Source organism: Bradyrhizobium roseum (genome assembly GCF_030413175.1).
GTDB classification, from domain to species: Bacteria; Pseudomonadota; Alphaproteobacteria; order Rhizobiales; family Xanthobacteraceae; genus Bradyrhizobium; species Bradyrhizobium roseum.
In genome coordinates this window covers 3,950,735-3,975,029 of the sequence record NZ_CP129212.1, presented here as the reverse complement: position 1 = coordinate 3,975,029, position 24,295 = coordinate 3,950,735, and the positions used below count along the sequence as shown (strand labels likewise).

The 24,295-nt window shown below is 63.2% G+C and carries 22 protein-coding genes; 14 read left to right on the top strand and 8 right to left on the bottom strand.

Features of this window, described 5'->3' with window-relative positions:
- Positions 1-117 precede the first annotated feature (117 nt).
- Both QUH67_RS19150 and QUH67_RS19145 read left to right on the top strand, forming a co-directional pair.
- Positions 118-1,218 carry an anhydro-N-acetylmuramic acid kinase gene (locus QUH67_RS19150; protein ID WP_300940370.1) on the top strand — a complete coding sequence of 367 codons (1,101 nt, stop codon included), beginning with the start codon at positions 118-120 and terminating at the stop codon, positions 1,216-1,218.
- A gap of 205 nt (positions 1,219-1,423) precedes the next feature.
- The gene (locus QUH67_RS19145) at positions 1,424-2,101 is read left to right on the top strand and encodes a glutathione S-transferase family protein (protein ID WP_300940368.1); all 678 of its coding nucleotides are present in this window, start codon (positions 1,424-1,426) and stop codon (positions 2,099-2,101) included.
- Between the two features lie 18 nt (positions 2,102-2,119).
- Here the strand turns inward: QUH67_RS19145 and QUH67_RS19140 are convergent, their stop codons facing one another.
- Both QUH67_RS19140 and QUH67_RS19135 read right to left on the bottom strand, forming a co-directional pair.
- The gene (locus QUH67_RS19140; RefSeq protein ID WP_300940367.1) at positions 2,120-2,335 is read right to left on the bottom strand and encodes a hypothetical protein; all 216 of its coding nucleotides are present in this window, start codon (positions 2,333-2,335) and stop codon (positions 2,120-2,122) included.
- A 566-nt stretch (positions 2,336-2,901) separates the two neighbouring features.
- Complete coding sequence (locus tag QUH67_RS19135; RefSeq protein ID WP_025589847.1) at positions 2,902-3,549, bottom strand: alpha/beta hydrolase; 648 nt, start codon at positions 3,547-3,549, stop codon at positions 2,902-2,904.
- Positions 3,550-3,840: 291 nt separating this feature from the next.
- Here QUH67_RS19135 and QUH67_RS19130 point away from each other — a divergent pair, with 291 nt between their 5' ends.
- The 9 genes from QUH67_RS19130 to QUH67_RS19090 all read left to right on the top strand — a co-directional run bounded on the left by QUH67_RS19130 (position 3,841) and on the right by QUH67_RS19090 (position 11,634).
- Positions 3,841-4,995, top strand: coding sequence for a cysteine desulfurase family protein (locus QUH67_RS19130; protein WP_300940362.1), 1,155 nt, complete (start codon positions 3,841-3,843; stop codon positions 4,993-4,995).
- An 89-nt stretch (positions 4,996-5,084) separates the two neighbouring features.
- Entirely contained in the window at positions 5,085-6,566 is a 1,482-nt protein-coding gene (gene sufB / locus QUH67_RS19125) for a Fe-S cluster assembly protein SufB (RefSeq protein ID WP_300940360.1), read from the top strand.
- Positions 6,567-6,571: 5 nt separating this feature from the next.
- On the top strand, positions 6,572-6,778 hold the full coding sequence (locus tag QUH67_RS19120; RefSeq protein WP_300940358.1) for a hypothetical protein: 207 nt from the start codon (positions 6,572-6,574) through the stop codon (positions 6,776-6,778).
- Between the two features lie 17 nt (positions 6,779-6,795).
- On the top strand, positions 6,796-7,551 hold the full coding sequence (gene sufC, locus QUH67_RS19115) for a Fe-S cluster assembly ATPase SufC (RefSeq protein ID WP_300940357.1): 756 nt from the start codon (positions 6,796-6,798) through the stop codon (positions 7,549-7,551).
- Positions 7,552-7,562: 11 nt separating this feature from the next.
- Positions 7,563-8,888: a Fe-S cluster assembly protein SufD gene (sufD, locus tag QUH67_RS19110; protein ID WP_300940355.1), complete on the top strand. Its 1,326-nt coding sequence runs from the start codon at positions 7,563-7,565 to the stop codon at positions 8,886-8,888.
- A complete protein-coding gene (locus tag QUH67_RS19105; RefSeq protein WP_300940353.1) occupies positions 8,885-10,132 on the top strand; it encodes a cysteine desulfurase in 1,248 nt (415 codons plus the stop codon). Before sufD ends, QUH67_RS19105 begins: the two co-directional genes overlap by 4 nt.
- A complete protein-coding gene (locus QUH67_RS19100; RefSeq protein ID WP_300940351.1) occupies positions 10,129-10,500 on the top strand; it encodes an SUF system Fe-S cluster assembly protein in 372 nt (123 codons plus the stop codon). The genes QUH67_RS19105 and QUH67_RS19100 overlap by 4 nt, the downstream gene beginning before the upstream one ends.
- 75 nt (positions 10,501-10,575) lie before the next feature.
- On the top strand, positions 10,576-10,962 hold the full coding sequence (locus QUH67_RS19095) for a HesB/IscA family protein (protein WP_407080466.1): 387 nt from the start codon (positions 10,576-10,578) through the stop codon (positions 10,960-10,962).
- Between the two features lie 216 nt (positions 10,963-11,178).
- Complete coding sequence (locus QUH67_RS19090; RefSeq protein ID WP_300940349.1) at positions 11,179-11,634, top strand: TfoX/Sxy family protein; 456 nt, start codon at positions 11,179-11,181, stop codon at positions 11,632-11,634.
- A 103-nt stretch (positions 11,635-11,737) separates the two neighbouring features.
- Here QUH67_RS19090 and QUH67_RS19085 read toward each other — a convergent pair whose 3' ends face one another.
- Together QUH67_RS19085 and QUH67_RS19080 are read right to left on the bottom strand one after the other, a co-directional pair.
- Positions 11,738-12,805, bottom strand: coding sequence for a GGDEF domain-containing protein (locus tag QUH67_RS19085; RefSeq protein WP_300940348.1), 1,068 nt, complete (start codon positions 12,803-12,805; stop codon positions 11,738-11,740).
- A gap of 133 nt (positions 12,806-12,938) precedes the next feature.
- On the bottom strand, positions 12,939-14,489 hold the full coding sequence (locus tag QUH67_RS19080; protein ID WP_300940347.1) for a DEAD/DEAH box helicase: 1,551 nt from the start codon (positions 14,487-14,489) through the stop codon (positions 12,939-12,941).
- Positions 14,490-14,934: 445 nt separating this feature from the next.
- On the opposite strand from QUH67_RS19080, the gene QUH67_RS19075 reads away from it, so the two are divergent.
- Both QUH67_RS19075 and QUH67_RS19070 read left to right on the top strand, forming a co-directional pair.
- Entirely contained in the window at positions 14,935-16,395 is a 1,461-nt protein-coding gene (locus tag QUH67_RS19075) for a caspase family protein (RefSeq protein WP_300940346.1), read from the top strand.
- 315 nt (positions 16,396-16,710) lie between these two features.
- Complete coding sequence (locus tag QUH67_RS19070; protein WP_300940344.1) at positions 16,711-18,150, top strand: O-antigen ligase family protein; 1,440 nt, start codon at positions 16,711-16,713, stop codon at positions 18,148-18,150.
- Positions 18,151-18,355: 205 nt separating this feature from the next.
- Here the strand turns inward: QUH67_RS19070 and QUH67_RS19065 are convergent, their stop codons facing one another.
- The 3 genes from QUH67_RS19065 to QUH67_RS19055 form a co-directional block, all read right to left on the bottom strand.
- Positions 18,356-18,805 (bottom strand): c-type cytochrome, encoded by a 450-nt coding sequence (locus QUH67_RS19065; protein WP_300940343.1) that lies wholly within the window; start codon positions 18,803-18,805, stop codon positions 18,356-18,358.
- 138 nt (positions 18,806-18,943) lie between these two features.
- Entirely contained in the window at positions 18,944-20,212 is a 1,269-nt protein-coding gene (locus QUH67_RS19060) for an acyltransferase family protein (RefSeq protein WP_300940342.1), read from the bottom strand.
- 141 nt (positions 20,213-20,353) lie between these two features.
- The gene (locus QUH67_RS19055) at positions 20,354-22,048 is read right to left on the bottom strand and encodes a sulfatase-like hydrolase/transferase (RefSeq protein WP_300940341.1); all 1,695 of its coding nucleotides are present in this window, start codon (positions 22,046-22,048) and stop codon (positions 20,354-20,356) included.
- A 193-nt stretch (positions 22,049-22,241) separates the two neighbouring features.
- Here QUH67_RS19055 and QUH67_RS19050 point away from each other — a divergent pair, with 193 nt between their 5' ends.
- The gene (locus QUH67_RS19050; protein WP_300940340.1) at positions 22,242-23,456 is read left to right on the top strand and encodes an FAD-dependent oxidoreductase; all 1,215 of its coding nucleotides are present in this window, start codon (positions 22,242-22,244) and stop codon (positions 23,454-23,456) included.
- Between the two features lie 99 nt (positions 23,457-23,555).
- Here the strand turns inward: QUH67_RS19050 and QUH67_RS19045 are convergent, their stop codons facing one another.
- Positions 23,556-24,257, bottom strand: coding sequence for an outer membrane protein (locus tag QUH67_RS19045; protein ID WP_300940339.1), 702 nt, complete (start codon positions 24,255-24,257; stop codon positions 23,556-23,558).
- Positions 24,258-24,295 lie beyond the last annotated feature (38 nt).

Genomic DNA, 24,295 nt, shown 5'->3' with positions numbered 1-24,295 from the left:
TGAAACAGGCTGCCGCAAAACCGGGCGCTGTGGCATTATAAGATGTCCGTGTTTGGCACAAGCTGATCGTCGTCGGCGGGACGGTTCGAGCAGGGTGTTGCAGAGGCACGATCTAACATGATGTTGACGGCACTGGGTCTGATGAGTGGCACCTCGCTTGACGGGGTCGATGTCGCTTTGATCGAGACCGACGGCCGCAAGGTGAATGCGCTTGGGCCGTCCGGCTACCGCGCCTATACCGACGCGGAGCGCGGCGTGCTGCGCCAGGCGCTGTACGAGGCCGCCGACCTGCCGGATCGCACCGCGCGGCCCGGTTGCCTGCGCGAGGCCGAACGGATCGTGACGTCAGCCCATGCGGAAGCGGTGGCGGCCTTTACCGCGCAAAACCGCCTACGCTTGGACGACATCGACATCATCGGCTTCCACGGCCAGACCGTGCTGCATCGCCCGGAGAAGAGACTGACCGTCCAGATCGGCGACGCGGCCTCGCTCGCCAAGACGCTCCACATTCCCGTGATGTACGATTTCCGCGCCGCCGACGTCGATGCCGGCGGGCAGGGCGCGCCGTTCGTGCCGGTCTATCACCGCGCGCTGGCGCAGTCGCTGGACTGGGAAGGGCCGACGGTGGTGGTCAATATCGGCGGGGTCGCCAACATCACCTATATCGACGGCGACACCCTGATCGCGTGCGACACCGGCCCGGGCAATGCGCTGCTCGACGACCACATGTTTCGCTGGCTGAACCAGCGTTTCGACGCCGAGGGCCGCACCGCGGCGCTGGGCCGGGTCGATGCGGCCTGGATCAACCGGGCGCTGCAGCTGCCGTTCTTCGCGCTGCCGCCGCCGAAGTCGCTCGACCGCAACGAGTTCGCCGGCCTCAAGCTCGGCGACGTGCCGCCGGAGGACGGCGCAGCGACGCTGACCGCCTTCACCGCCGCCGCGATTGCCCGCGTGGTGCCGCATCTGCCGAAGGAGCCGAAGAACTGGATCGTGGCCGGTGGCGGCGCCCGCAACCTGACCATGCTGCGGATGCTGCGCGAATGCCTGCAACCCGCGACCGTCCGCGCCGCCGACACGCTCGGCTGGGCGTCGGATGCCATCGAGGCGCAAGCGTTCGGCTTCCTGGCGGCGCGGGGCCTGAAGGGCCTGCCGCTGAGCTATCCCGCCACGACCGGGGTACCGTTTCCCATGACCGGCGGTATGATCGCGCGGCCTTGAGGGCAGGTGCCCGTTGGGCTCTAAACCAAAATATCGAAAACAACCCCATGCACAGTAGGAATCACGCGCCCGTTTGCGCCGTCCGCGCCGCTTGCGTCCGGGGGACGGCGCACGCACGCCCTGTTGTTCGACCACGGGCGGCAATGGTTGACAGGTTGATGCATTTGCATCTAAGTGGATGCAGATGCATTAATCGGAGGATACTATGGCCGGTGCCCTGAAACTGATCAGTCACACGTTGTGTCCCTATGTGCAGCGCGCGGTGATCGCGCTGACCGAAAAGGGCATCCCGTTCGAGCGGGTCGATATCGACTTGGCCAACAAGCCGGACTGGTTCCTGAAGGTTTCGCCGCTCGGCAAGGTGCCGGTGCTGCTGGTTGAGACTGGGGACGGCGAGGTGGCGCTGTTCGAGAGCAACGTGATCTGCGAGTACATCGAGGACACGCAAGGCGGGGCAAAACTTCATCCGCAGGATCCACTGCAGCGTGCGCAGCACCGCGCCTGGATGGAGTTCGGCTCGACGATTCTGGGCGAGCTTTGGGGGCTGGAAACGACGGGCGATCCCGTGATGTTTGAAACCAAGCGCCAGGCGGTCGCCGCCAAATTCGCGCAGGTCGAGAAGACGCTCGGGGCGGGGCCGTTCTTTGCGGGCGCGGATTTCAGCCTGGTGGACGCGGTGTTCGCACCGATCTTCCGCTATTTCGACGTGTTCGACGAACTCACTGATCTTTCGGTCTTCGCCGACACACCCAAGGTGCGCGCTTGGCGCAAGGCGCTGGCGCAACGGCCGAGCGTGCGCACGGCGGTCAGCCCAGACTATCCGCAATTGCTGCACGCGTTCCTGGTGCGCCATGACGCGCACATGCTGAAGCTGGCGGCGTAGTCGACGGATGGCAGGTGGCTACAGGCTCTCGAGGAGATCCTCGTGAACGTCTGCAGCTTCACCGTCTTCGTATTCGATGGAATACACCACGCCGGGTGCGAACTGGTCGAAATATGATCCCTCCCGATCCGGCGGAAGGAAAACTCCGAACACTGAAGCGGGTTGCCCGGGACGCAGATGATCGGGCGCGCCCATCTTGACTCGTACCGAACTGTCGTAGGTGAATTTATTCATGAGGCGAGTTGTAGCGGTATAGGGTGAATTAGCTCTTGCGAAACCCATCAAATTCTGTAGCCCGCATGAGCGCAGCGATATGCGGGACCGGCGCCAGCGGCATCCCGCATGTCGCAAACGCTCATGCGGGCTACAATTTCTTCTCACGCTCTACGCTTGCTAACGTTGCTTAGCGTAGCAGTATCCAACATCCGAATTGAAGCAGAGTTCTATCTTCCCCAACCAACTGCGGTCGGCGGTGGGGGTCCTGGTTGAAGGCACGTCATCCTCGCCCTGGTTTCTTCGATACGATGGCGCCGCGACGAACTTCTCAAAACGGAGGTCCGTCCCAAATTTCGACTGGTTGGCGCTCCACGTTGAATTTTGTTCCTCGACCTTGTTGCCATTCACGAGGACGGTGTGCGTGTAAGTGTGGTCAGCCCTCAAGGTCAGGGTCGCGGTGTCTCCGCGGTGATTGATAGCGTAGCTGCCAACCAGGCCAGAGCCTGGAACGTTTTCGGAGCAACTCGCCAGAAAAAGCAAGCCTCAGGGGTGACCGCACGAATTCACCCCATCCCACCCGACCCTTACCGCACGTTGGCGAGCCGCATATCCAGATAGCCCGTCACCGTCTCCATCAGCGGCTCGAGCTTGCCGTCGAAGAAGTGGTTGGCGCCGGGGATGATCTGCTGGTCGATCACGATGCCTTTTTGCGTCTTGAGCTTTTCGACCAGCGTGTTGACGTCCTTGGGCGGCACCACCGCATCCTTCTCGCCGTGCACGATCAGGCCCGAGGACGGGCAGGGCGCGAGGAACGAGAAGTCGTAGAGGTTGGCGGGCGGTGCGATCGAGATGAAACCTTCGACTTCGGGGCGGCGCATCAGCAGCTGCATGCCGATCCAGGCGCCGAACGAGAAGCCGGCGACCCAGCAGGCGCGCGCTTCCGGGTTGATGGTCTGAGCCCAGTCGAGCGCGGACGCCGCGTCGGAGAGTTCGCCGGTGCCGTGGTCGAACGAGCCCTGGCTGCGGCCGACGCCGCGGAAATTGAAACGCAGCACCGAGAAGCCGCGATGCGCAAACGCGTAGTAGCACTGGTAGACGATCTGGTGATTCATCGTGCCGTGAAACTGCGGATGCGGGTGCAGGATCATCGCGATCGGCGCGTTCTTCTGCTTGGCCGGGTGATAGCGGCCCTCGAGGCGGCCAGCGGGGCCGGTGAAAATGACTTCAGGCATTGATGATCCTTGGAAGGCTTCCTTGGGCAACGGACGTGATCTGGCGGCGAGAAGAATGCGATCATGCGTCGTTGGGCGATGCGCGGACGGGCGCTCCCGTGAACTGGTCGCGGCCTTCTAGCATGAGGCAAGGGGCAAAAAGCAAGCATCTTGAACATCTGGAAGGTGGTTCAAGGCGTTAGGCCATGATTGCAAGAGACGGCGCGATCCCCAATTGGCATAAGGCGTCTGGCGTTAGCCCGAGGCCGAGGCCGGTGATCGTCGCCAGCCGATTCAGGTAATATTGTACGGATGCCCGAGCGGGTCTATCTCGACTGGAATGCGACGACGCCGCTGCGCCCCGAGGCGCGGCAGGCGATGGCGGCTGCGTGGGAGGCGGCGGGCAATCCGTCGTCCGTCCACACCGAGGGACGTCAGGCGCGCCGGCTGGTCGAGGATGCTCGCGCCGCGGTCGCGGCGGCCGTCGGCGCCCGCGCGCCGGACGTGGTGTTCACGTCGGGCGGGACCGAGGCGAACGCGCTGGCGCTGATGCCGGGATTGCGCCGGGGCTCCGGCGAACCGGTCCGGCGCCTGCTGCTCTCGGCCATCGAACATCCATCGGTGCTGTCGGGCGGCCGTTTCTTCCCGGAGGCGATCGGTACCATCCGGGTTACCGGGTCTGGCCTGATCGACCTCGACGACCTCCGAAGGCTGGTTGCGGATGGGCCGCCCGCGCTGGTTTCGGTCATGCTGGCCAACAACGAAACCGGGGCGCTTCAGCCGGTCGGCGAGGTCGCTGACATCGTGCATGAAGCCAACGGGCTGCTGCACGTCGATGCGATCCAGGCGCTTGGAAAAATACCATTTGATATCAGCATGATAGGAGCCGATCTGGTCACGCTTTCCGCGCACAAGATCGGCGGCCCCAAGGGCGTCGGGGCGCTGGTTCTGGCTGACGGAGTGCAGGGGCTGGCGCCGCTGCTGCGGGGCGGCGGCCAGGAGCTGGGCCGCCGGGCCGGCACCGAGAATGTCGCAGGAATAGCCGCCTTCGGTGCGGCCGTGCGGGCTGCCATGGCTGCTCTGGAAGGAGACGCGGCCCGGATTCGGGCGTTGCGGGACCGGCTTGAGGCGGGCCTGCGGGAGACGCCAGGTATGATCGTGTTCTCCGGGGACGTGCCGCGGCTACCCAATACCACGCTGTTCACGGTTCCCGGGATCAAGGCCGAAACGGCCGTGATTGGCTTCGATTTAGGTGGAGTTTCAGTGTCTTCCGGCTCGGCCTGCTCGTCCGGCAAGGTCCAGCCGTCGCACGTGCTGGAGGCCATGGGCTTCGACCGGGAACTGGCCCAGGGAGCGGTGCGGCTCAGTCTGGGCTGGTCTACGTCGGAGGCGGGGATTGATTTGGCCCTTCAGGCTTGGCGAAAGCTTGCCGATGCCTTACTTAAGGGACGACGAAACACGGCTTGAAACGTTCTAAGTCCGTTTCGCCGGAACGCTTCGTCACCGACTTTGAATTATTCCACCGCGGTCCTTGAAACCGCGAGCGGAGGATGTGAATGCCAGCCGTACAAGAGACGGTCGAGCGCGTGAAGCGTATCGACGTCGACCAGTATCGATATGGGTTTGAGACCCTGATCGAATCGGACAAGGCCCCCAAGGGGCTGTCGGAAGATACCGTCCGCTTCATCTCCGCCAAGAAGAACGAGCCGGCCTGGATGCTGGAATGGCGGCTGGAGGCCTATCGCCGCTGGCTGACCATGACCGAGCCGACCTGGGCCCGCGTCAGCTATCCCAGGATCGACTACCAGGATCTCTATTATTACTCGGCGCCGAAGCCGAAGAAGCAGATCGGCTCGCTGGACGAGATCGATCCGGAAATCCTCAAGACCTACGAGAAGCTCGGCATCCCCCTGCGGGAAGTCGAACTGCTGGAAGGCGTCGTCAGGCCGGAAGGCGAGCGCAAGATCGCGGTCGATGCCGTGTTCGATTCGGTTTCGGTGGCGACCACGTTCCAGAAGGAATTGAAGGCGGCCGGCGTGATCTTCATGCCGATCTCGGAGGCGATCCGCGAGCATCCCGAGCTGGTGCAGAAATATCTCGGCACGGTCGTGCCGACCTCGGACAATTACTACGCAACGCTGAATTCGGCGGTGTTCTCCGACGGCTCGTTCGTCTACGTGCCGCCGGGCGTGCGCTGCCCGATGGAATTGTCGACCTATTTCCGCATCAACGAGCGCAACACCGGCCAGTTCGAGCGCACGCTGATCATCGCCGACAAGGGCGCTTATGTCAGCTACCTCGAAGGCTGCACCGCACCGCAGCGCGACGAGAACCAGCTGCATGCCGCCGTGGTCGAACTGGTCACGCTCGACGACGCCGAGATCAAATACTCGACGGTGCAGAACTGGTACCCCGGCAACTCCGAGGGTGTCGGCGGCATCTACAATTTCGTCACCAAGCGCGGCGACTGTCGCGGCAACAACTCAAAAATCTCCTGGACCCAGGTCGAAACCGGGTCGGCGATCACCTGGAAATATCCGAGCTGCATTTTGCGCGGGGACAATTCGCGCGGCGAGTTCTATTCGATCGCGATCTCGAACGGTCACCAGCAGGTCGATAGCGGCACCAAGATGATCCATCTCGGCAAGAACACGACGAGCCGGATCATCTCCAAGGGCATCGCCGCCGGCGTGTCGCAAAACACCTATCGCGGCCTCGTCACCGCCCATCGCAAGGCCACCGGCGCGCGCAATTTTACGGCCTGCGACTCGCTGCTGATCGGCGACAAGTGCGGCGCGCATACCGTGCCTTATGTCGAGGCCAAGAACTCGACGGCGCAGTTCGAGCACGAAGCGACGACGTCGAAGATCTCCGAGGACGTGCTGTTCTACTGCATCCAGCGCGGTCTTTCGCAGGAGGAGGCTGTCGGCTTGGTCGTCAACGGCTTTGTGAAGGACGTGCTGCAGCAACTGCCGATGGAGTTTGCGGTGGAAGCGCAGAAGCTGATCTCGATCTCGTTGGAAGGCAGCGTCGGATAGGCCAGATGATCCGCAACATTTTCGCAGTTGTTCGGTTTGCGCCACTTGCGATCTTCTTGTTTGTTGCGCTCGCTGGGGCTGTTGCTGCGCTGATCGGCGGTTTGTCGGGATGGGTTGAGGTAACAGAATTCGGAAAATTGGCTGCTGGCGGCGGTGCTCTCGGCTTCTTCGCCTGGCTACTTCTTCCGGGATTAATTCGGGCGGCGATCTAGGCCCACAAGGAAACAACATGACTGCGTTGCTTGAAGTGAAAGACCTGAAGGTTCGTGTCGAGGAACGCGAGATTCTCCACGGACTGACGCTCACCGTGAACGCGGGCGAGGTGCACGCGATCATGGGGCCGAACGGCTCCGGGAAATCGACGCTCTCGCACGTCATCGCCGGTAAGCCGGGCTATGAAGTCACCGGCGGCGAGATCCTGTTCAAGGGCGAGGATCTGCTGGAGATGGAGCCCAACGAGCGCGCCGCCAAGGGCGTGTTCCTGGCGTTCCAGTACCCGGTCGAAATCCCCGGCGTCGCCACCATGAACTTTCTGCGCACCGCGCTGAACGCGCAGCGCAAGGCGCGCGGCGAGAGCGAATTCTCCACGCCGGACTTTCTCAAGAAGGTTCGCGAGGTCGCCAAATCGCTGAACATTCCGCAGGACATGCTCAAGCGCGGCGTCAATGTCGGCTTCTCCGGCGGCGAGAAGAAGCGCAACGAGGTGTTGCAGATGGCGCTGTTCGAGCCGGCCATCTGCATCCTCGACGAGATGGATTCCGGCCTCGACATCGACGCGCTGCGGGTTGCCGCGGACGGCGTCAACGCGCTGCGTTCGCCCGAGCGGGCCATGGTGGTGATCACCCACTACCAGCGGCTGCTCAATTACATTGTGCCCGACTTTGTGCACGTGATGTCGAAGGGCCGGGTGGTGAAGAGCGGCGGCAAGGAGCTGGCGCTGGAGCTGGAAGCTTCCGGCTACGCGCAGTTCGAAGACGCGGCCTGACAGGTAGTGTGATGAATTTGGCGTTGGCAAAGAACGAAACCGGGCGCGGGCTGAGCGACAGTTTTGCCGTCGCTCGCGACCGGCTGCCGGGCACCGGGAAAGTCGCCGAGGCGCGAAGCGCTGCCTTCGAAGCCTATGAGCGTATGGGCCTGCCGCACCGCCGGATCGAGGACTGGAAATACACCGATCTGCGCGCGCTGATGCGCGACGTGCTGCCGCTCGCGCCTGCGCCGGATGCTGCCGCGCTGACGCTGGCCGCAGCCGCGTTGAAGCTTCAGGCGGTCAAGGGTGCGCGCCGGCTGGTGCTGGTGGATGGCGTGTTCGCGCCAAAGCATTCCGAACTGGACGGCCTTGAGAAGGGCCTGACGATCCGCACGTTGCGGGATGTGCTGGAGGGCGGCGACGCCGGCCCGCAGGCGCAACTGCTCGCGCCCGACAACGCCAATCCGATGGTCGCGCTCAACACGTCGATGATGACCGACGGCGTGGTGATCGAGATCGCCGATGGCGTCGTGCTGACGCAGCCGGTGCAGATCATTCATGTCGCGACGGGCACCGTTCCCGCGGCGATGTTCACCCGCTCGCTGCTGCGCCTCGGCAAGAACGCCGGCGCGACGCTGATCGAGAGCTATATCGCGGCCGAGGGCGCGACGGCCTATCAGGTCCACGATGCCCTGATTGTTTCGATCGGCGACAATGCGCGGCTCGACCATGTCCGCCTGGTCGAGGATGCCCGCGAGGCCTTCAACATTTCCTCTGCCGTGATCACGCTGGGCGCGCATGCGCATTACAACACCTTTGGCATGACCTCCGGCGCCGCCGTCAGCCGCTATCAGGCGACCATCGCATTCGCCGGTGAGCATTCCAAGGTCGAGACCAACGGCGTCAATCTGCTCAATGGCCGTCAGCACGCCGATACCACGCTGTTCATGGACCATGCGGTGCCGAACTGCGCCAGCCGCGAGGTGTTTCGCGCGGTCGCCGACGACCGCGGCCACTCGGTGTTCCAGGGTCGCATCATCGTGCGTCCCCACGCGCAGAAGACCGATGCCAAGATGATGACGCGGGCGCTGCTATTGTCCGACGAGGCCGAGGCCGACAACAAGCCGGAGCTGGAAATCTTTGCCGACGACGTCACCTGCGGTCACGGCGCGACCACCGGTGCGCTCGACGAGAGCCTGCTGTTCTACCTGCGCGCCCGCGGCCTGTCCGAGAAGCAGGCCCAGGCGCTGCTGATCCAGGCGTTTGTCGGCGAAGCGATTGAATCGATCGTCAATGACGATCTGCGTGAGCTTGCGATCTCGGCCGCGCAGCGCTGGCTGGAGGCACGTGCATGACCCAGCATCCGGCCGTCAGGAATGGCACTTATGATGTTGCCCGCGTGCGCGAGGATTTTCCGGCGCTGGCGATGAAGGTCTATGGAAAGCCGCTGGTCTATCTCGACAACGCCGCTTCCGCGCAGAAGCCGACTGCCGTCCTCGACCGTATGACGGAAGCCTACAAGACCGAATACGCCAACGTGCATCGCGGCCTGCATTACCTCGCCAATGCCGCGACCGAGGCTTACGAAGGCGGCCGCGTCAAAGTCGCAAAATTCCTCAACGCGGCGCGTACCGAGGAGATCGTCTTCACCCGCAACGCCACCGAGGCGATCAACCTCGTGGCGTCGTCCTGGGGCGAGCCTAACATCAAGGCCGGCGATGAGATCGTGATCTCCATCATGGAGCATCACTCCAACATCGTGCCCTGGCACTTTCTGCGCGAACGGCATGGCGCCGTGATCAAATGGGCGCCGGTCGACGATGAGGGCAATTTTCTGATCGATGAGTTCGAAAAGCTCCTCACCGATCGCACCAAAATCGTCGCGATCACGCAGATGTCGAACGCGCTCGGCACCATCGTGCCGGTCAAGGACGTGGTGAAGCTGGCGCACGCCCGCGGCATCCCGGTGCTGGTCGACGGCAGCCAGGCCGCGGTGCATATGGCGATCGACGTCCAGGACATCGACGCCGACTTCTACGTCTTCACCGGTCACAAACTCTACGGCCCGACCGGCATCGGCGTGCTCTACGCCAAGCATGAGCATCTCGTTGCGATGCGTCCCTTCAACGGCGGCGGCGAGATGATCCGCGAAGTTGCACAGGACCGGGTCACCTATGGCGATCCCCCGCACAAGTTCGAAGCCGGCACGCCGGCGATCGTGGAATCGATCGGGCTGGGAGCGGCGATCGACTACGTCAATTCGATCGGCAAGGAGCGCATTGCCGCGCACGAGCACGACCTTCTGAACTACGCCCAGGACCGGCTGCGCGAGATCAATTCGCTGCGCCTGATCGGCACCGCGCGCGGCAAGGGACCGGTGATCTCGTTCGAGATGAAGGGGGCGCATGCCCATGACGTCGCGACCGTGATCGACCGCCAGGGCATCGCGGTGCGCGCCGGCACCCATTGCGTGATGCCGCTTTTAGAGCGGTTCAATGTCACAGCTACCTGCCGGGCCTCGTTCGGCATGTATAATACACGTGAAGAAGTCGACCATCTGGCACAGGCGCTGCTCAAGGCGCGGGAATTGTTCGCATGAGTGACACGGCCGAAGTCAAGTCAGCCAATATGGAAACCCAGTCGGCGCTGCCGCCCGAGGAGACCGAACGGCTGGGAGGCGAAATCGTCGCCGCGCTGAAGACGGTGTTCGATCCGGAAATTCCGGCCGACATCTACGAGCTCGGCCTGATCTACAAGGTCGACCTCAAGGATGACCGCAGCGTCGACGTGTTGATGACGCTGACCACACCGAACTGCCCTGCAGCCGGCGAACTGCCGACGATGGTGGAGAACGCGGTCGCCAGCGTACCCGGCGTCGGCGTGGTCAATGTCAACCTGGTGTGGGATCCGGCCTGGACGCCGGACCGGATGTCCGACGAGGCGCGCCTCGTCCTCAATATGTGGTGAGTGCGTGCGGGCTTAACCGATTTACGGAAAGATGACAGGCATTGATTTGCCGTTGGGAATGACGACATGTCTAGCATGAACTCTCCTTCACCCACGATTGCCAAGCCGCGGCCACGTCCGCAGGTCATGAAGCTGACCGAGGCGGCGGCGCAGCGCATCACCGAACTGACCCAGCGTGCCGATTCCGAGATCGTCGGCTTGCGCGTCGGCATCAAGAACGGCGGCTGCGCCGGGCAGTCCTACACGGTGGAATACGCCCATGAGGTCCGCCCCACCGACGAGGTGGTCGAGGACAAGGGTGTGAAGATCCTGGTCGATCCCAAAGCCGTACTGTTCCTGCTCGGCACCGAAATGGACTACAAGGCCGACAAGATGCAGGCCCAGTTCATCTTCAACAACCCGAACCAGATTTCCGCCTGCGGCTGCGGCGAGTCGGTACAACTGACGGCCGCGAAGGTTTAGAACTTCACCCGCCCCTTGAGGGGGCGGGTCGGCACGCATCGCAAGATGCGTGACGGGGTGGGGTGACGGTCTCTCCACATCCAACAGTGTTCCGAGTGGAGAGACCGTCACCCCACCTCGGTTTGCATTGCATGCGAACCGATCCACGAGCGAGCTTCGCGTCTCGGACCCCTCCAGGGGAGGATGATGAGGGACTCACACTGGGGCTGAGGCGATATGGACCGCGATTTCCTGATCGACCTGTTCGCCGATTTCGGCCCCGTCACCATCCGCAAAATGTTTTCCGGCTACGGCATTTCCGCCGACGGCGTCAACTTCGCGCTGGCGCTGCGCGCCGGGTTGTTCTTCCGTGCTGACGAGCAGACCATCCCGCAGTTCGAGGCGGAGGGGTCGAAACCGTTTCAATACCAGACACGCGCCAAGACGGTGACCGTGAACTCGTACTGGGAATTGCCGGCGCGTCTGTTCGACGATTCCGAGGCGTTGTCGGACTGGGCGAGAGCCGCATTGGCGGCGGCACAGCGTGCGGCGTTGCGCAAGCGGCCGAAGGCGCGGAAGGCCGCGAAGGCAAAAGTCGCGAAGAAGGTCGCGACAAAGGCTGTGAAGAAGCCAGCCACTAAAAAGGCCATTTCGAAGAAAAAGCCGCAGCCAAGAAAACGGTCGTCATCCTGAAGGAGCCCGCGAAGCGGGCGTCTCGCAGGATGGCCGCAGGCGAGCACGAATCTGCATGGTTCGAGACGGCGCTGGCGCGCCTCCTCACCATGACGAGATGAGATCAGGCCACCCGGCTGTGCGTCTCGGCGGCGTATTCGGGATCGACCTCGCCGACGACGCGATTGCGGCCGTTTCGCTTGGCGACGTAGAGGCAGGCGTCGGCGCGTTCGATCAGCGAATCCGTGCTGTCGTCCGGCTTCAGCATGGCGACGCCGACCGAGAGGGTGACGCGGCCGAGAATTTCGCCGGTGGATTTCTTCTTCAGTTCCTTCGCCATCACGGCGCGGCGGATTTGGTCGGCGACCGTCAGCGCCTGGCGCAGCGCAGTGGTCGGCAGCACCACCACGAATTCCTCCCCGCCGTAGCGGGCGGTGATGTCCTGGCCCTTGATGCTCTGCTTCAGCGACATCGCCACCAGCCGCAGCACCTGGTCGCCGGTGAGATGGCCGTAGGAATCGTTGAACGACTTGAAATGATCGATGTCGAACATCAGCAGCGACAGCGGCTCTCCGTTCGCCTGCGCGGTGCGCACCGCCATCTCGACCGAGCGGTCGAAATATTTTCGGTTGCCGAGGCCGGTCAGCGGATCGGTCAGGCTCTCCGCGCGGATCGCCTCGAGGCTGTGCTGCAGGTTGCAGATCTCGGTCTTCGACTGCGCCAGCCGGTCTTCCAGCGCCTTGTTGGTCTTCTGCATCTCGTGGGTAGACTTCAGCAGGCCGTCGACGATGACCTTGATCTGATCGGGATTCTTGGCGCTCCGCAGTTTCTCGTTGGCGCCGTCGAGCTGGGCGTCGTAGGTCCGCGACATGCCGAACGCATCGACGATCAGGCCCATGACGTCATCGATTTCGCCGATCACGCGCGCCCCGACCTTGTCGATGCGGTCGGAAGCCTTGATGTGGGAGAGATAGGTTTCGTAGACCTGTTCGAGATCGGACTCGCTCAGCCTGCCGTTGCGCGCCAGCGTCTCGTTGATGATCTTGTTGAGGGGCGCGTTGTATCCGGTCGCGTAGACGTACCAGATTTCGTAGTTGCGCGGGACGGCGGTCTGCTGAAGGGACTTGATCTGGCCCAAGGCTACTTCGGCAAACGCCAAAGTGCGCTCGTGTTCGTCCAGCAGATTGACCACTGATCCGTCCCCAAAATCGAGCAGCGCCGCTCGTAGCCTTTACCGCAATGACTAAATTATAGCGGGCAGGTTAGGGGAGGATGATGAACGGCCGGTAAACGCTTCCGGCCGTTGCGTCGTGGGGCGCGCCGGTTCAGACGCGGGCGCGGACAGGTCGCAGCAGGAAGGCCGGCAGATGCGAGTGATCGGCGGGCTCCGATTCAACCTCGCGCTGGGGACGGCGCGGCTCGGGGCGACCGATCGAGGGCACGCGCGACGGCTGGGCTGCGCCCGGCGGCTTGAACGTCGCTGTCGCTGCCTCGGGCTTTGCAGGTACATTGCGGCCTGCGCCCCTCGGATGCCGCGGTTCGCGCTCACCGCCCTTGGCTGCACGCGGTTCGCGCTCGTCGCCCCTGGCTGCACGCGGCTCGCGTTCAGCGCCCTTGTCACCGACGTTGGCAGCGCGCGGCTCGCGCTCACGGCGCGGCTTGCGGCCACCGCGCGAACCTTCCCGTGAACCCTCGCGCGAGCGATGTTCGCGCGGCTGATCGCTTTCGCCGGACGAATCGGCCGCGACGGAATAATCGCCTTCGGCGGGGGGAATGTTCTGTCCGATCAGCCGTTCGATCGCGGCGATCGATTTGCTGTCGAGCGGGCTGACGATCGATATTGCGGTTCCGGCGCGACCGGCGCGGCCGGTGCGGCCGATGCGGTGCACATAGTCGTCGGCATGATGCGGCACGTCGAAATTGAAGACGTGGCTGACGGCGGGAATGTCGAGGCCGCGGGCGGCGACGTCGGAGGCGACCAGCAGCGGAATCTCGCCCTTGCGGAATTGATCCAGTGCTGCCGTGCGCGCCGACTGGTCCATGTCGCCGTGTAGGGCGCCGACGCTGAAGCCGTGCTTCTGCAGCGACTTGTACACGACGGCGACTTCGCGCTTGCGGTTGCAGAAGATGATCGCGTTCTGAAGATCCTTGGCGTCACGCAGCAGACGGCGAAGGATGTCGCGCTTCTCGTGTGCCTCGCGTCCGCCGCGAACCTGGAACTGGGATACGCCCACCGCGGTCGTGGCAGGCTTGGAAACCTCGATCCGCTCGGGATTGTGCAGGAAGTCCTGGCTGATGCGGCTGATTTCCGGCGGCATCGTCGCGGTGAAGAACAATGTCTGCCGCGTGAACGGCACCAGCTTGCAGATGCGTTCGATGTCGGGGATGAAGCCCATGTCCAGCATGCGGTCGGCTTCGTCGATGACCAGGAGCTCGACGCCGGTGAGCAGCAAGCCGCCGCGTTCGGTGTGGTCGAGCAGGCGGCCGGGGGTTGCGATCAGGACGTCGACGCCGCGGGTGAGCTTGGAGTCCTGGTCGCCGAACGAGACGCCGCCGATCAGGAGGGCGACGTTGAGTTTCTGGCCGACGCCGTATTTGTCGAAATTCTCTTTGACCTGCGCCGCGAGTTCGCGGGTCGGTTCGAGGATCAGGGTGCGGGGCATTCGTGCCCGGGCGCGGCCCTTTTCCAGCAGCGTGAGCATGGGCAGGACGAAGGCCGCGGTCTTGCCGGTGCCGGTCTGGGCGATGCCGAGAACGTCGCGGCGGGCCAGAACGTGGGGGATCGCCTGTTCCTGGATCGGGGTGGGGGTCGTGTAACCGGTGGCCGCAACAGCGGCGAGGACCTTATCGGAAAGGCCGAGATGGGAAAAAGACATTGAGCCTCTAGTCGACACCGCCGTTCGGAATCGAGGGTAAAAAGGCTGTCGCGTTTTGCCCCGAAACGGCGCGCTTTCGAAAAGCTGGGGGCTCTGACTTACGCAGACGAGCGGCTAACCTTGGGAATCGTGTTCGATCGAAGGCCGCATTGCAGGGGAACATAGGGTCGAAATGGCCAAAGTCAATCTGGGAACGGCCCCAATGGCCGAAAAGCCTTAATGTTTTCGAACGAATAAACCCGAAACTGTCATTTGCCGGTCAAATGAGCGGATCCGTGGTAGCGCGGCCGCCGCGGGCAGCGCCTGGCGCAGCGGCGGAACTGGGGATTGAACCGTCGCTTCGGCGATGTCGACTATGTCATGAAACGGCCGCAGCAGGCGGATTTGTCGTGCCGGGGGAACTTCGATGAGGCCTTTGATTTCGAGCTTTTTGGTGGTGGCCGGAATGGCTATCGCGCTCGTGCTGTCAGCCGCGCCCGCTTGCGCGGCAAAGCGCGTCGCGCTGGTGGTCGGCAACAACGACTACCGCAACGTGCCCAAGCTGCAGAAGGCGGTCAACGACGCCCGCACCATGGGCGATACGCTCAAGCAGCTCGGCTTCACCGTGATGGTGGCGGAAAACCAGAACCGGCAGGCGTTCAGCCAGACGCTGCTTGCCTTCGACAAGGCGGTCGAGGCCGGCGACACCGCGTTCTTCTTCTATGCCGGCCACGGTTTTGAGATCGCCGGCCAGAATTTCCTGCTGCCGACCGACGTGCCGGCGGCGACCGAAGGCCAGGAAGAACTGGTGCGCGACGCCTCGGTGCTCGCCGATCGCATCATCGAGCGGCTGCAGAACCGCAAGGTGCGCACCGCGATCCTGGTGTTCGATGCCTGCCGCAACAATCCGTTCGAGCGTTCGGGCACGCGCGCGGTCGCCGGCGGCGGCGGCCTGGCGCCGATGACGCAACTGCCGGAAGGCGTGTTCTCGATCTTCTCGGCGGGGCCGCGACAGACCGCGCTGGATCGGCTCTCCAACGACGACGCCAATCCCAATTCGGTGTTCACGCGCACCTTCGCCAAGGAGCTGACGCAGCCCGGCGCCAATCTGGTTCAGGTCGCGCAGCGCACGCGCAGGCTGGTCAACGAACTGGCCGAGACGGTCCGCCACAAGCAGATCCCGGTTTATTTCGACCAGATGGTCGACGACGTCTTCCTCAACGGTGTTTCGAAGGGGCCGCCGGAAGCCGCGATGAAGCCGGCCGAGCCGCAGCCGAAGCTGGCGGCGCTGCCGCCGGTGCAGCAGCTCAAGCCGCAGAACGATTCCGTCAACGCGCCGATCGCGATGTTCTCGCGCCACAATGGCGGCTGGACGGTGGTGTTCTCGATCGCCGATCCGACCCTCGGCATTTCCTGGCGGATGGGGGAGGCCGGTGATTTTCGCGAGACCGGCTTCATGGACACGCTCGACCCGCGGACCCGCAAGCGGATGCCCAACCCCTCGATTGAACTGCCGGCGGATGCCCCGGCCGCCATGATCCAGGTGCGCTATGTCGACACCAATGGCGAGCTGCAGGGGCCGTTCCCGATCCGGTTCGACCCTGAAGCTGCGCTGATCCGCGACCAGCGCAAGATCCTCGACATGACCGCCACGAGCTGGCTGTCGTTCCGCGAGTTCAACGGTCTTCTGGTCTACTACACGCATCTGATGTCGTATCGCTGCGCGATCCGCGAAGTGCGCGTCGGCATCGATTCCACGGTGCCCGACAAGGTGTTGAAAATGCCGCCCTGCGATATGCGCGACCCCAGCGCGATCCCGCATGAAGCGACGCCCTATCTAAAGCTCGCGCCACAGACGAGGTCGGTTTCGGTGGAATTGACCTACCGCGACGGCAGCGTGTCGGAGATCAAGAGTTTCCGGCGCTGATCGCCCTCACCATGCGTACGGGCGTTGACGCAACTATTGGATGCGGCACTCCGAAGGTGGGGTATTTGGAATAATTTGGCCCCCAGCGCTGGATGACCAAAATCTGCCTGAAATTATTCACTAAATCGCCGTCTGTGCCTAATGATAATGGGAGGGTTTTAAGGGGGGCGCGAGCCGGGAGGCGAAGGCGCGCAACCTGAAGTATGTATTCGGGCAGGTGTAGGTGTATGTGCGTATCTCGGACGTTCGATCCCGGCCAATCGCCGCGCCGCCGCGGCACTTCCGTCCAGATCGTCTTCCCGGCCGGGCCGCACAATGTCTGACCTGACTGCCGCTCCCGCCGTACGGCTGGCGATCCCCGCGCAGATCGCTTCGTGGCCGCAAGCGCAGCTCTGGCGGTTGAGTGTCGATCTCTACCCTGCATTGGCCGCTGCCTCTCTGCCGTGGTCGACGACGGCGGTTTCCGTGTTCATGGTGCTGTGGCTGATCGTGTTGCTCCCCACGATCCGCTGGCCGGCGTTCTTCGAGGCGCTGCGCGCGCCGGCGAGCTATCTGCCGCTGGCCTTCTTCGCGTTGGCGCTGGCGGGCCTGCTCTGGACCCGGGAAAGCTGGCCGGCCGGCATTCAAGGCATCCTGCCGGTGGTGAAGCTACTGGCCGTCCCGCTGTTGCTCTATCACTTCGAACGCTCCGAACGCGGGCATTGGGTGCTGCTCGCGTTCCTGGCTGCCTGTGCTCTCCTCATGGGAGTGTCTTGGGTGACGTATTTCGCCGACTGGAAGATGCAGCCGGGCGGAATGGCCGGCGTACCCGTCAGAAACTACATCGATCAAAGCCACGAATTCGCGCTGTGCCTGTTCGTCATGGCGCCGCTGCTGCTGTCGCTGGCCGCCAAGGGCAATCGCGCGTGGACCCTGGCCTTCGCGGCCGTGATGGTCGGCTTCTATCTCGACATGCGATTTGTCGCGAGTTCGCGCACCGCCTTGGTCTACTTCCCGATCCTGTTGATCCTGTTCGCGGTCAAATATCTGAACCGGCGGCGCGCCATCTGCTTCCTGCTGCTTGCGGCGGCCGTCGAGTGCGCCGTTCTGCTTTCATCGCCCTATCTGCGCGACCGGGTCGTGCGCACGGTGGAGGACTACAAGGTCGATCGCGAGACCAGAGCGGTTCGCGATGCCAATGCCGCCGCGGCGACCACTACCACTACTACCACCACCACCGTCGCCACCACCACCGCCGCCACCGCCACGGCAACCACCACGGCTACCGCCACTTCGAACGGCTTGCGGCTGGCGTATTGGCGGGTTTCCTTGCGGGCGATGTCGGAGGCGCCGGTGCTCGGCCACGGCACCGGATCGACCCAGCAGCTCTTCAGAAGCGAAGCCGAAGGCAAGAGCGGCGAATGGGCCAATATCGTTCGCAATCCACATAACCAGACGCTGTACGTTGCGATCCAGTGGGGCGTGCTCGGCTGCCTCGTCCTCTATGCGATGTGGTACTTTCACTTGAAGCTGTTTCTCGGGACAGGTTTCGCATCATGGGTCGGGCTGGTGGTCGTGGTGCAGAACTTCATCAGTTCGCTGCTGAATTCCCATCTGTTCGACTTCCACGAGGGGTGGGTCTACGTTCTGGGCGTCGGCGTCGCCGGCGGCATGGCCGCTCGCGCGCGCCGCCCGGCCGATTCCGCGCAGGCCCGGAAGAGTCTGCGTGATCCAGCACGAGGTGGATCCTCCGGGGCAGCCATCGCCGTTCAGTAGAGGTGCGCGATTCCGTCGTCGATGATCGCCTGGATATCTGCGGCCGTCTCGCCTGACTTCGCGTGTGTCACGATCGCCTCTGCCAGTGATGGCACGTCCGACCGCCCACCGGCCGGAGCACATGGAGAGGTCCGTCGAGGCCATGCGGAAAGCCGGACTGCCCGAGCAGTTCGCTTGATGCAGCAGAAGCCGTTGCCTGTCGCCACTACTTCTGCTGGATACGCCCGAGATAGTCGATCACGGCGAGGATGCGTTTCCGCACCACGACTTCCGGGCTCTGCTCCGGCCCGGCCAGCTTCCAATAGGACGGGTCCACAGAGTGGGGCAGGTTGACAATGGGGTTGAACCGTTCGCCCCAAATCGGCATTTCGCGACTGCCGTGGGCGGGCACGGCTCTCGATCCATCGATGGTTTCGTAGAGCGCGGTCGCGGGAAAAGTCCCGTTGTTGTTCCTGGCCAATATGGTGAGATCGGAAGGCGGCACCTTGAGCTGATCGCGGAGAGGTCCGTTGCCCTTGCCATCCGCACCGTGACAGCTCGCGCAGGACGACTGAAATTCCGACTTGCCGACGTCGATGTCCTGAGCGTGAGCCGCACCCGCAACTCCGGCGGCAAGGCCGGCCGTCATCAACCACTTCAGGCAGCTGGCGATCATGTCATGCCCTCGCCGACGGTTTCGGATAAATCTTACTAGCGGGCTCGGACCTGGAGGGGATTGACGCAGGTCAAGGCGCAGCCCCTTGGGGCGGTCGCGTGGTTGTCGGTGTTTCTTCTCTGGCCGCAGCGATATCCCTTAAGCCAGGGGTTGGGCCGGCGCGCGAAGCGACGTTGACGGAAGCAAGTCTGCCCGGGTGGGTAGCTCAAGGCGCAACCCGGGAAGCGCAGCTGGAAGCTTCGGCGCCGACACTGTCTTCGGCCGCAACTTGACGTTCGCGACGAACTTCTTCAGCGCGTTTCGCATGGCGGGCTCGAGCTTCGCACAGATGAACCAGCAGACCGGTATGAGCATCGCCAGGCTGGCCCACACGGCCAGCGAGGCATCCACGCCGGCGTCGGTCAGAATACGGATGATCGCCGTGCCGGTGACGTTGTGGGTCAGATAGAGCGGATAGGTGATGAGCCCGAGCGTCCGGAAATAAGCCGGTGCTTCAGCAGAGGCGGCGTCGGAAGCCTGCCGGTTCCTGTTCGCGGCGAAGCCAATGAGCAGCACCGCGGCAGCCCAAACGAGGATCGGCAGGAAGACCGGTTCATCCGAAATGGCGGGGATGGCCTTCAAAAGGAAATCGGAGAAATAGTAGATCTCGGCACACCCGGAGAGGCTCGTCACCGCCACGGCAACCCATTCGAGAGGCGTCAAATTTCTGTTCGCCGACATGAACAGCCAGATCCCGAGCGCAAAGAAGCAGCCATGGTTCAACATCCATGTCGCGCCCGGCACGCGGAACATCATGACCATCCAATAGAGCATGTTGGATTCGAACGCACCCGACAGCACCACCATGGAGAAGGCGTTGAACGCGGCACTATAGATCGTCAAACCCCAGGCGAGATGCCGCAGCGTGACTCTCTTCGTCAGCAGCGTGCAAAACACCAGCCCGTAAAAGGCCATTTCCGCCGCCAGCGTCCAATAGACGGCATCGAGCCACCTGCCGTTGATCCCCTTGGGAATGAGCAGCATGGCCTGGAAGTAGGGAAGGATGAGCTCGGATGCCTTGTCGCGCAGGAAGATGAGCAGAATGACGAAGCTCAAGGTGGAGGCGATCCAGACCGCCGGATAAAGCCGCAGTGCACGCCCGAACAGAAACTCCTTCGGGGAACACTTGCTGGCGGAGTTCGCGATGACGAAGCCGGAAATGACAAAGAATATTTCAACGCCCACCCAGCCGAACCAGGTGTAAGGCGCGGCGTTCGGAAATTGGACGTCGGCGGCGAAGAGATGTTCAAAGCTCTGGGGCGCGCCGATGGAAGCGCCGGCCCAGGAATAGAACATCAGGTGAAAGACCGCGACGAAGAGAGCGGCTCCGAAGCGCAACGGGTCCAGCAATGAGAAATAGTTTTTCACGGAAATTCACCAGGTTCATGGATCAATCCCGTTGCAGATACTGGCTCCGCCCGACACGCTCTTTGATGAACGTCACACAAGCCTTGCGCGCCCTCGGAAGCGCAGGCCGATCAGCCCGTGGGGCAGGACGAGCTCATTCGGTTACTTGGTCGGTGTGGGCAGGTAGCGGCCGCGTTGAACGCCGGGAGCGATATCGATCATGCCGAGATCGACGAGCGTGCGATGGAATCGGCGCTTCCGCAGCGAAGACGACGCGAAGTAGGTTTCGCGGCACTGTTCGAGCAGGCTGGCGCGGGTGGCAAATATCGGATCGAGCGGCAGCCCCGCCTGCTGCAGCGCGACGGTCCCGAGAAAAGCAATGTCGAGATCCGCACCTCGTCCGGCAGCGAGCCGATCAGGACCGATGTTGAGCGCCTCGATCGCATAGAATGTCCGGAAGGCGCGGCGCGCATCGTCCGGCAGGCCGAGTTGACGATCGATCCGCTTCGCCAGCACGGGCTGGTGGTCGCCGTAATGCACGATGAGAACGGGACGATTTGGGAAGTTCTCTGCCAGCGCAAGCCTGAGCCTTTTCCATGTCGAGGCGGTCTCGGCGAGCCGCGCGTAATACTCGGCATATTGCGCATCCGGCAGGCTCGAGGCGGCAAAGGCGCGTTGCGTCTCGAACTGCCCGGGCGCGGCGAGACTTCGATCGTGAGGACCGTGATTGAAGTTGGTCAGGGCATAGAGAAATCGGGGCGCCGGGTCGCCAGCGATTCCTTTCGTGAAGGCCGCGACCGCGGCTTCCAGAAAAATGGCGTCGGAGTTGGTCGTCTCGAACCGGCGGATGTCGAACGGAGGAGGGAAGTCGTCCGAAAAGATGCGTTCGGCAATGCCGATCGAACGATAGAATTCATCGTAATTGAGAAAGCTGCGCCGGCAGCTCGAGGCGAGCATCGTTTTGTATCCAAGCGCCGTCAACGCATGGGGAAGGCTGCTGTGAAAGCGGCCCGCGCCCTGCTTGAAAAGGGTGTAGGCATTTGAGCCGAAGCTGGCGCTGGAAAGACCTGTCAGCAGGCTGAATTCCGACTGCCACGAACCGCCGCCGAAAATGTCGACGTTGAGGGTGCCATGGAGGCCATGCGCGGGGGAAAGAAACGCTTCGACGGCAGGCTCGACCGGAAGCCCGAAAATGCGGGGATCGAAGATCGATTCATGCTGGATCACGATGATGTCGGGGGTGTCGGTGCTGCGCGCCGGGACCGCCGGCATCAGCGGCAGCGGATCGTTCGCGATATCGCTCAGCGTCAGGCCGCCGGCCTGCCGCCAGGCATGCGGATCGATCAGCGAGGCCATGAAGGTCGAATAGAAGCACCTTCGCTGGGCCTTGATGCGCTGAAAGGCAATGCCACCGCCGCTCAGCCGGAAAGCCATGACGACGCAGATCAGCGTAACGGCGAACAGAAAGACGCTGGCGCCTAGAGTAACCGGCGGCCCGGCGCCGTAGATTAGGGTCGCGATGACAGCCGTGATGAACGCTGCAGCGCCGGCAATAACGATCAAAACGGCGCGAGGGTACTGCGAAATGAAGAACGGAACGGTGCCTGCGAACAGCAGCGGCATGTCGGTGACCGTCAGCTTCAGTGCGCTGTAATCATGCTTGATGGTCGAGGCGGCGGTGATGGCGGCTGCCAGCAGCGCAGCCAGCCCGATCGCCCGTTCGAAATCGCCGACGAAGAACGAGATTATCGCCGCGCTCAGGAACAGCGTCGCGATTGCGAATGCCAGGTGCTCGACGCTGCGCTCGGCCAGCAGAATGACACCGATAGCCGCCAGCAGGATCAGGGTCAGGACCATGCAACCATGGTAGCTGGAGACGGTCGGAATACAATGAGCGACTCATTGGGGAAGTCGACCGTACCGCACCGCACGCGTTTGAAGGATGGGTTGGAAGGCAAGACCGGGGGACACTGCAGGCCCATCTGCGACGCTGGCAGCAGCACAATATGGCGGAGTAGCCGCCAGGTCATTCAAAATGGGAGAGCGTGCGATGAAAACGCGTTGCTGCATCGTCGGTGGTGGGCCGGCCGGCATGATGCTGGGCTATCTGCTCGGTCGCGCCGGCATCGCCGTCGTGGTGTTGGAAAAGCACGCCGACTTCTTCCGCGATTTTCGCGGCGACACCGTGCATCCCTCGACGCTGCAGGTGATGGACGAACTCGGCCTGATCGACGGTTTTCTGAGACTGCCGCATCAGCGCCTGCAGCGAATGGAGGGCATGTTCGGCGGCGAGACGGTGCGGATTGCGGATCTCGGCCGGCTCGACGTCAAATATCCGTTCATTGCCTTCATGCCGCAGTGGGATTTCCTCAATTTCCTGCGCGAGAGCGGCAAGCGGTTCGCCTCGCTCAAGGTGATGATGTCGACGGAGGCGGTCGACCTCATCCGTGACGGCGCGCGAATCAGGGGCGTCAGGGCGAGGACACCGGATGGCACGGTCGAGATCGAAGCCGACCTGACGATTGCCTGCGACGGCCGTCATTCGCTGGTGCGGGAACGCGCCGGCCTGGAGGTCGAGGAAATCGGCGCGCCGATGGACGTGCTGTGGTTTCGCGCCGGCAAGCGGGAAGGCGAAACCGAAAACCTGTTTGCCCGCGTCGATCCCGGCAGGATGATGGTGACGTTCGACCGCGGCGATTACTGGCAGTGCGCCTTCGTGATTCCCAAGGGCGAGTATGATGCGGTGAAGGCGAGGGGACTGCCCGCGCTGCTCGACGAGATCGCGCGGATGGCGCCGGTCCTCAAATCGGGGCTCGCCGAGGTAAAGGGCTGGGACGACATCAAGCTGCTGACGGTTGCGGTCAATCGGCTGACGCGCTGGACGCGGCCGGGGCTGCTCTGCATCGGCGACGCTGCGCATGCGATGTCGCCGATCGGCGGCGTGGGCGTCAACCTCGCGGTGCAGGACGCGGTGGCCACCGCGAATCTGCTGGCGTCACGGCTGAAGATGGAAGGCCTGCCGTCAGAGGACGAACTCGATGCCGTACGCCGGCGCCGGGAGTTTCCTGTGAAAATGACGCAGCGGATGCAGGTCGTCGTGCAGAACAACATCGTGAATGCCGCGCTTAAGCCGGGCAACCGGCCGCTGAAAGTCCCCTTCGCGCTGCGGCTCGTCACCGCCATCCCCTGGCTGCAGGGCATCACGGCGCGCTTTGTGGGGTTGGGCGTGCGGCCCGAGCATGTGCGGTCTGCGCGGAGTGTTTAAGCCGAGCCAGTTCTCGTGGGGGACTGTGCCTGCAAATAGCGCCCAACGAAAAAGCCCCGGACGATGCCGGGGCTTTTGTAGTTCTGGAGTCGCCGGAGATCAGAACTTGTAGGAGATGCCGGCGCGGACCGCGTGGAATTTCACGGTGGCATAATCCTGCGAGTTGGCGAGCACGCTCTGGAAACCGGTGTCGCCGAGATCGGTGTAGCGATATTCGAGACGGCCGGTCCAGTTCGGAGCGAACATGTGCTCCACGCCGGCGCCCGCGGTCCATCCGGTGAGGGTATCGGTGTAGCGTACGAACGGCACAGCACCGGGCACGAGCGCCTTGGTCACTTCGACCTCGCCGAACGCCGCACCGCCGGTCACGTAGAGCAGAGTGTTGCCTGCGGCATAACCGAGGCGGGCGCGGGCCGATGCGAGCCAGTTCAAACGCGTCTCGTGGAAGAAGCCGAGCGTACCGACGCCCGAATCGCGCACCGAGGTGGCTTCGCCGTCGCCCTCGAAGCCGAACACCCAGTTCGGCGAAACTTGCCAATTATACCCGATATGACCGCCGCCGACCACGCCGGACAAGTCATAGGAATAGGCCTGATTGTTCACGCCCGGGAACGGGCCCGACACCGCATCGACATCACCGAAGATGCCGCCGACCTGCGCACCGATATAGAAGCCGGTCCAGTTGTACACAGCCGCCATCGGCGCCGCCTTCGTGTAAGGCCGTGCAGCCATATCAGCGGCGAATGCCGTGCCGGTGAGCAGTGCGGACATGGCCACGGTCGCCAAAGCAATCTTTTTCATCAGTTACACTCCCTTAAAGAAACGAGTCCCAGCTCGTA

What these genes read in the sequence shown, in the direction of transcription:
- QUH67_RS19150 (WP_300940370.1), top strand. Translation starts at nt 118, where the DNA reads ATGATGTTGACGGCACTGGGTCTGATGAGTGGCACCTCGCTTGACGGG.
- QUH67_RS19145 (WP_300940368.1), top strand. Translation starts at nt 1,424, where the DNA reads ATGGCCGGTGCCCTGAAACTGATCAGTCACACGTTGTGTCCCTATGTG.
- QUH67_RS19140 (WP_300940367.1), bottom strand. Translation starts at nt 2,335, where the DNA reads ATGAATAAATTCACCTACGACAGTTCGGTACGAGTCAAGATGGGCGCG.
- QUH67_RS19135 (WP_025589847.1), bottom strand. Translation starts at nt 3,549, where the DNA reads ATGCCTGAAGTCATTTTCACCGGCCCCGCTGGCCGCCTCGAGGGCCGC.
- QUH67_RS19130 (WP_300940362.1), top strand. Translation starts at nt 3,841, where the DNA reads ATGCCCGAGCGGGTCTATCTCGACTGGAATGCGACGACGCCGCTGCGC.
- sufB (WP_300940360.1), top strand. Translation starts at nt 5,085, where the DNA reads ATGCCAGCCGTACAAGAGACGGTCGAGCGCGTGAAGCGTATCGACGTC.
- QUH67_RS19120 (WP_300940358.1), top strand. Translation starts at nt 6,572, where the DNA reads ATGATCCGCAACATTTTCGCAGTTGTTCGGTTTGCGCCACTTGCGATC.
- sufC (WP_300940357.1), top strand. Translation starts at nt 6,796, where the DNA reads ATGACTGCGTTGCTTGAAGTGAAAGACCTGAAGGTTCGTGTCGAGGAA.
- sufD (WP_300940355.1), top strand. Translation starts at nt 7,563, where the DNA reads ATGAATTTGGCGTTGGCAAAGAACGAAACCGGGCGCGGGCTGAGCGAC.
- QUH67_RS19105 (WP_300940353.1), top strand. Translation starts at nt 8,885, where the DNA reads ATGACCCAGCATCCGGCCGTCAGGAATGGCACTTATGATGTTGCCCGC.
- QUH67_RS19100 (WP_300940351.1), top strand. Translation starts at nt 10,129, where the DNA reads ATGAGTGACACGGCCGAAGTCAAGTCAGCCAATATGGAAACCCAGTCG.
- QUH67_RS19095 (WP_407080466.1), top strand. Translation starts at nt 10,576, where the DNA reads ATGAACTCTCCTTCACCCACGATTGCCAAGCCGCGGCCACGTCCGCAG.
- QUH67_RS19090 (WP_300940349.1), top strand. Translation starts at nt 11,179, where the DNA reads ATGGACCGCGATTTCCTGATCGACCTGTTCGCCGATTTCGGCCCCGTC.
- QUH67_RS19080 (WP_300940347.1), bottom strand. Translation starts at nt 14,489, where the DNA reads ATGTCTTTTTCCCATCTCGGCCTTTCCGATAAGGTCCTCGCCGCTGTT.
- QUH67_RS19075 (WP_300940346.1), top strand. Translation starts at nt 14,935, where the DNA reads ATGGCTATCGCGCTCGTGCTGTCAGCCGCGCCCGCTTGCGCGGCAAAG.
- QUH67_RS19070 (WP_300940344.1), top strand. Translation starts at nt 16,711, where the DNA reads ATGTCTGACCTGACTGCCGCTCCCGCCGTACGGCTGGCGATCCCCGCG.
- QUH67_RS19065 (WP_300940343.1), bottom strand. Translation starts at nt 18,805, where the DNA reads ATGATCGCCAGCTGCCTGAAGTGGTTGATGACGGCCGGCCTTGCCGCC.
- QUH67_RS19055 (WP_300940341.1), bottom strand. Translation starts at nt 22,048, where the DNA reads ATGGTCCTGACCCTGATCCTGCTGGCGGCTATCGGTGTCATTCTGCTG.
- QUH67_RS19050 (WP_300940340.1), top strand. Translation starts at nt 22,242, where the DNA reads ATGAAAACGCGTTGCTGCATCGTCGGTGGTGGGCCGGCCGGCATGATG.
- QUH67_RS19045 (WP_300940339.1), bottom strand. Translation starts at nt 24,257, where the DNA reads ATGAAAAAGATTGCTTTGGCGACCGTGGCCATGTCCGCACTGCTCACC.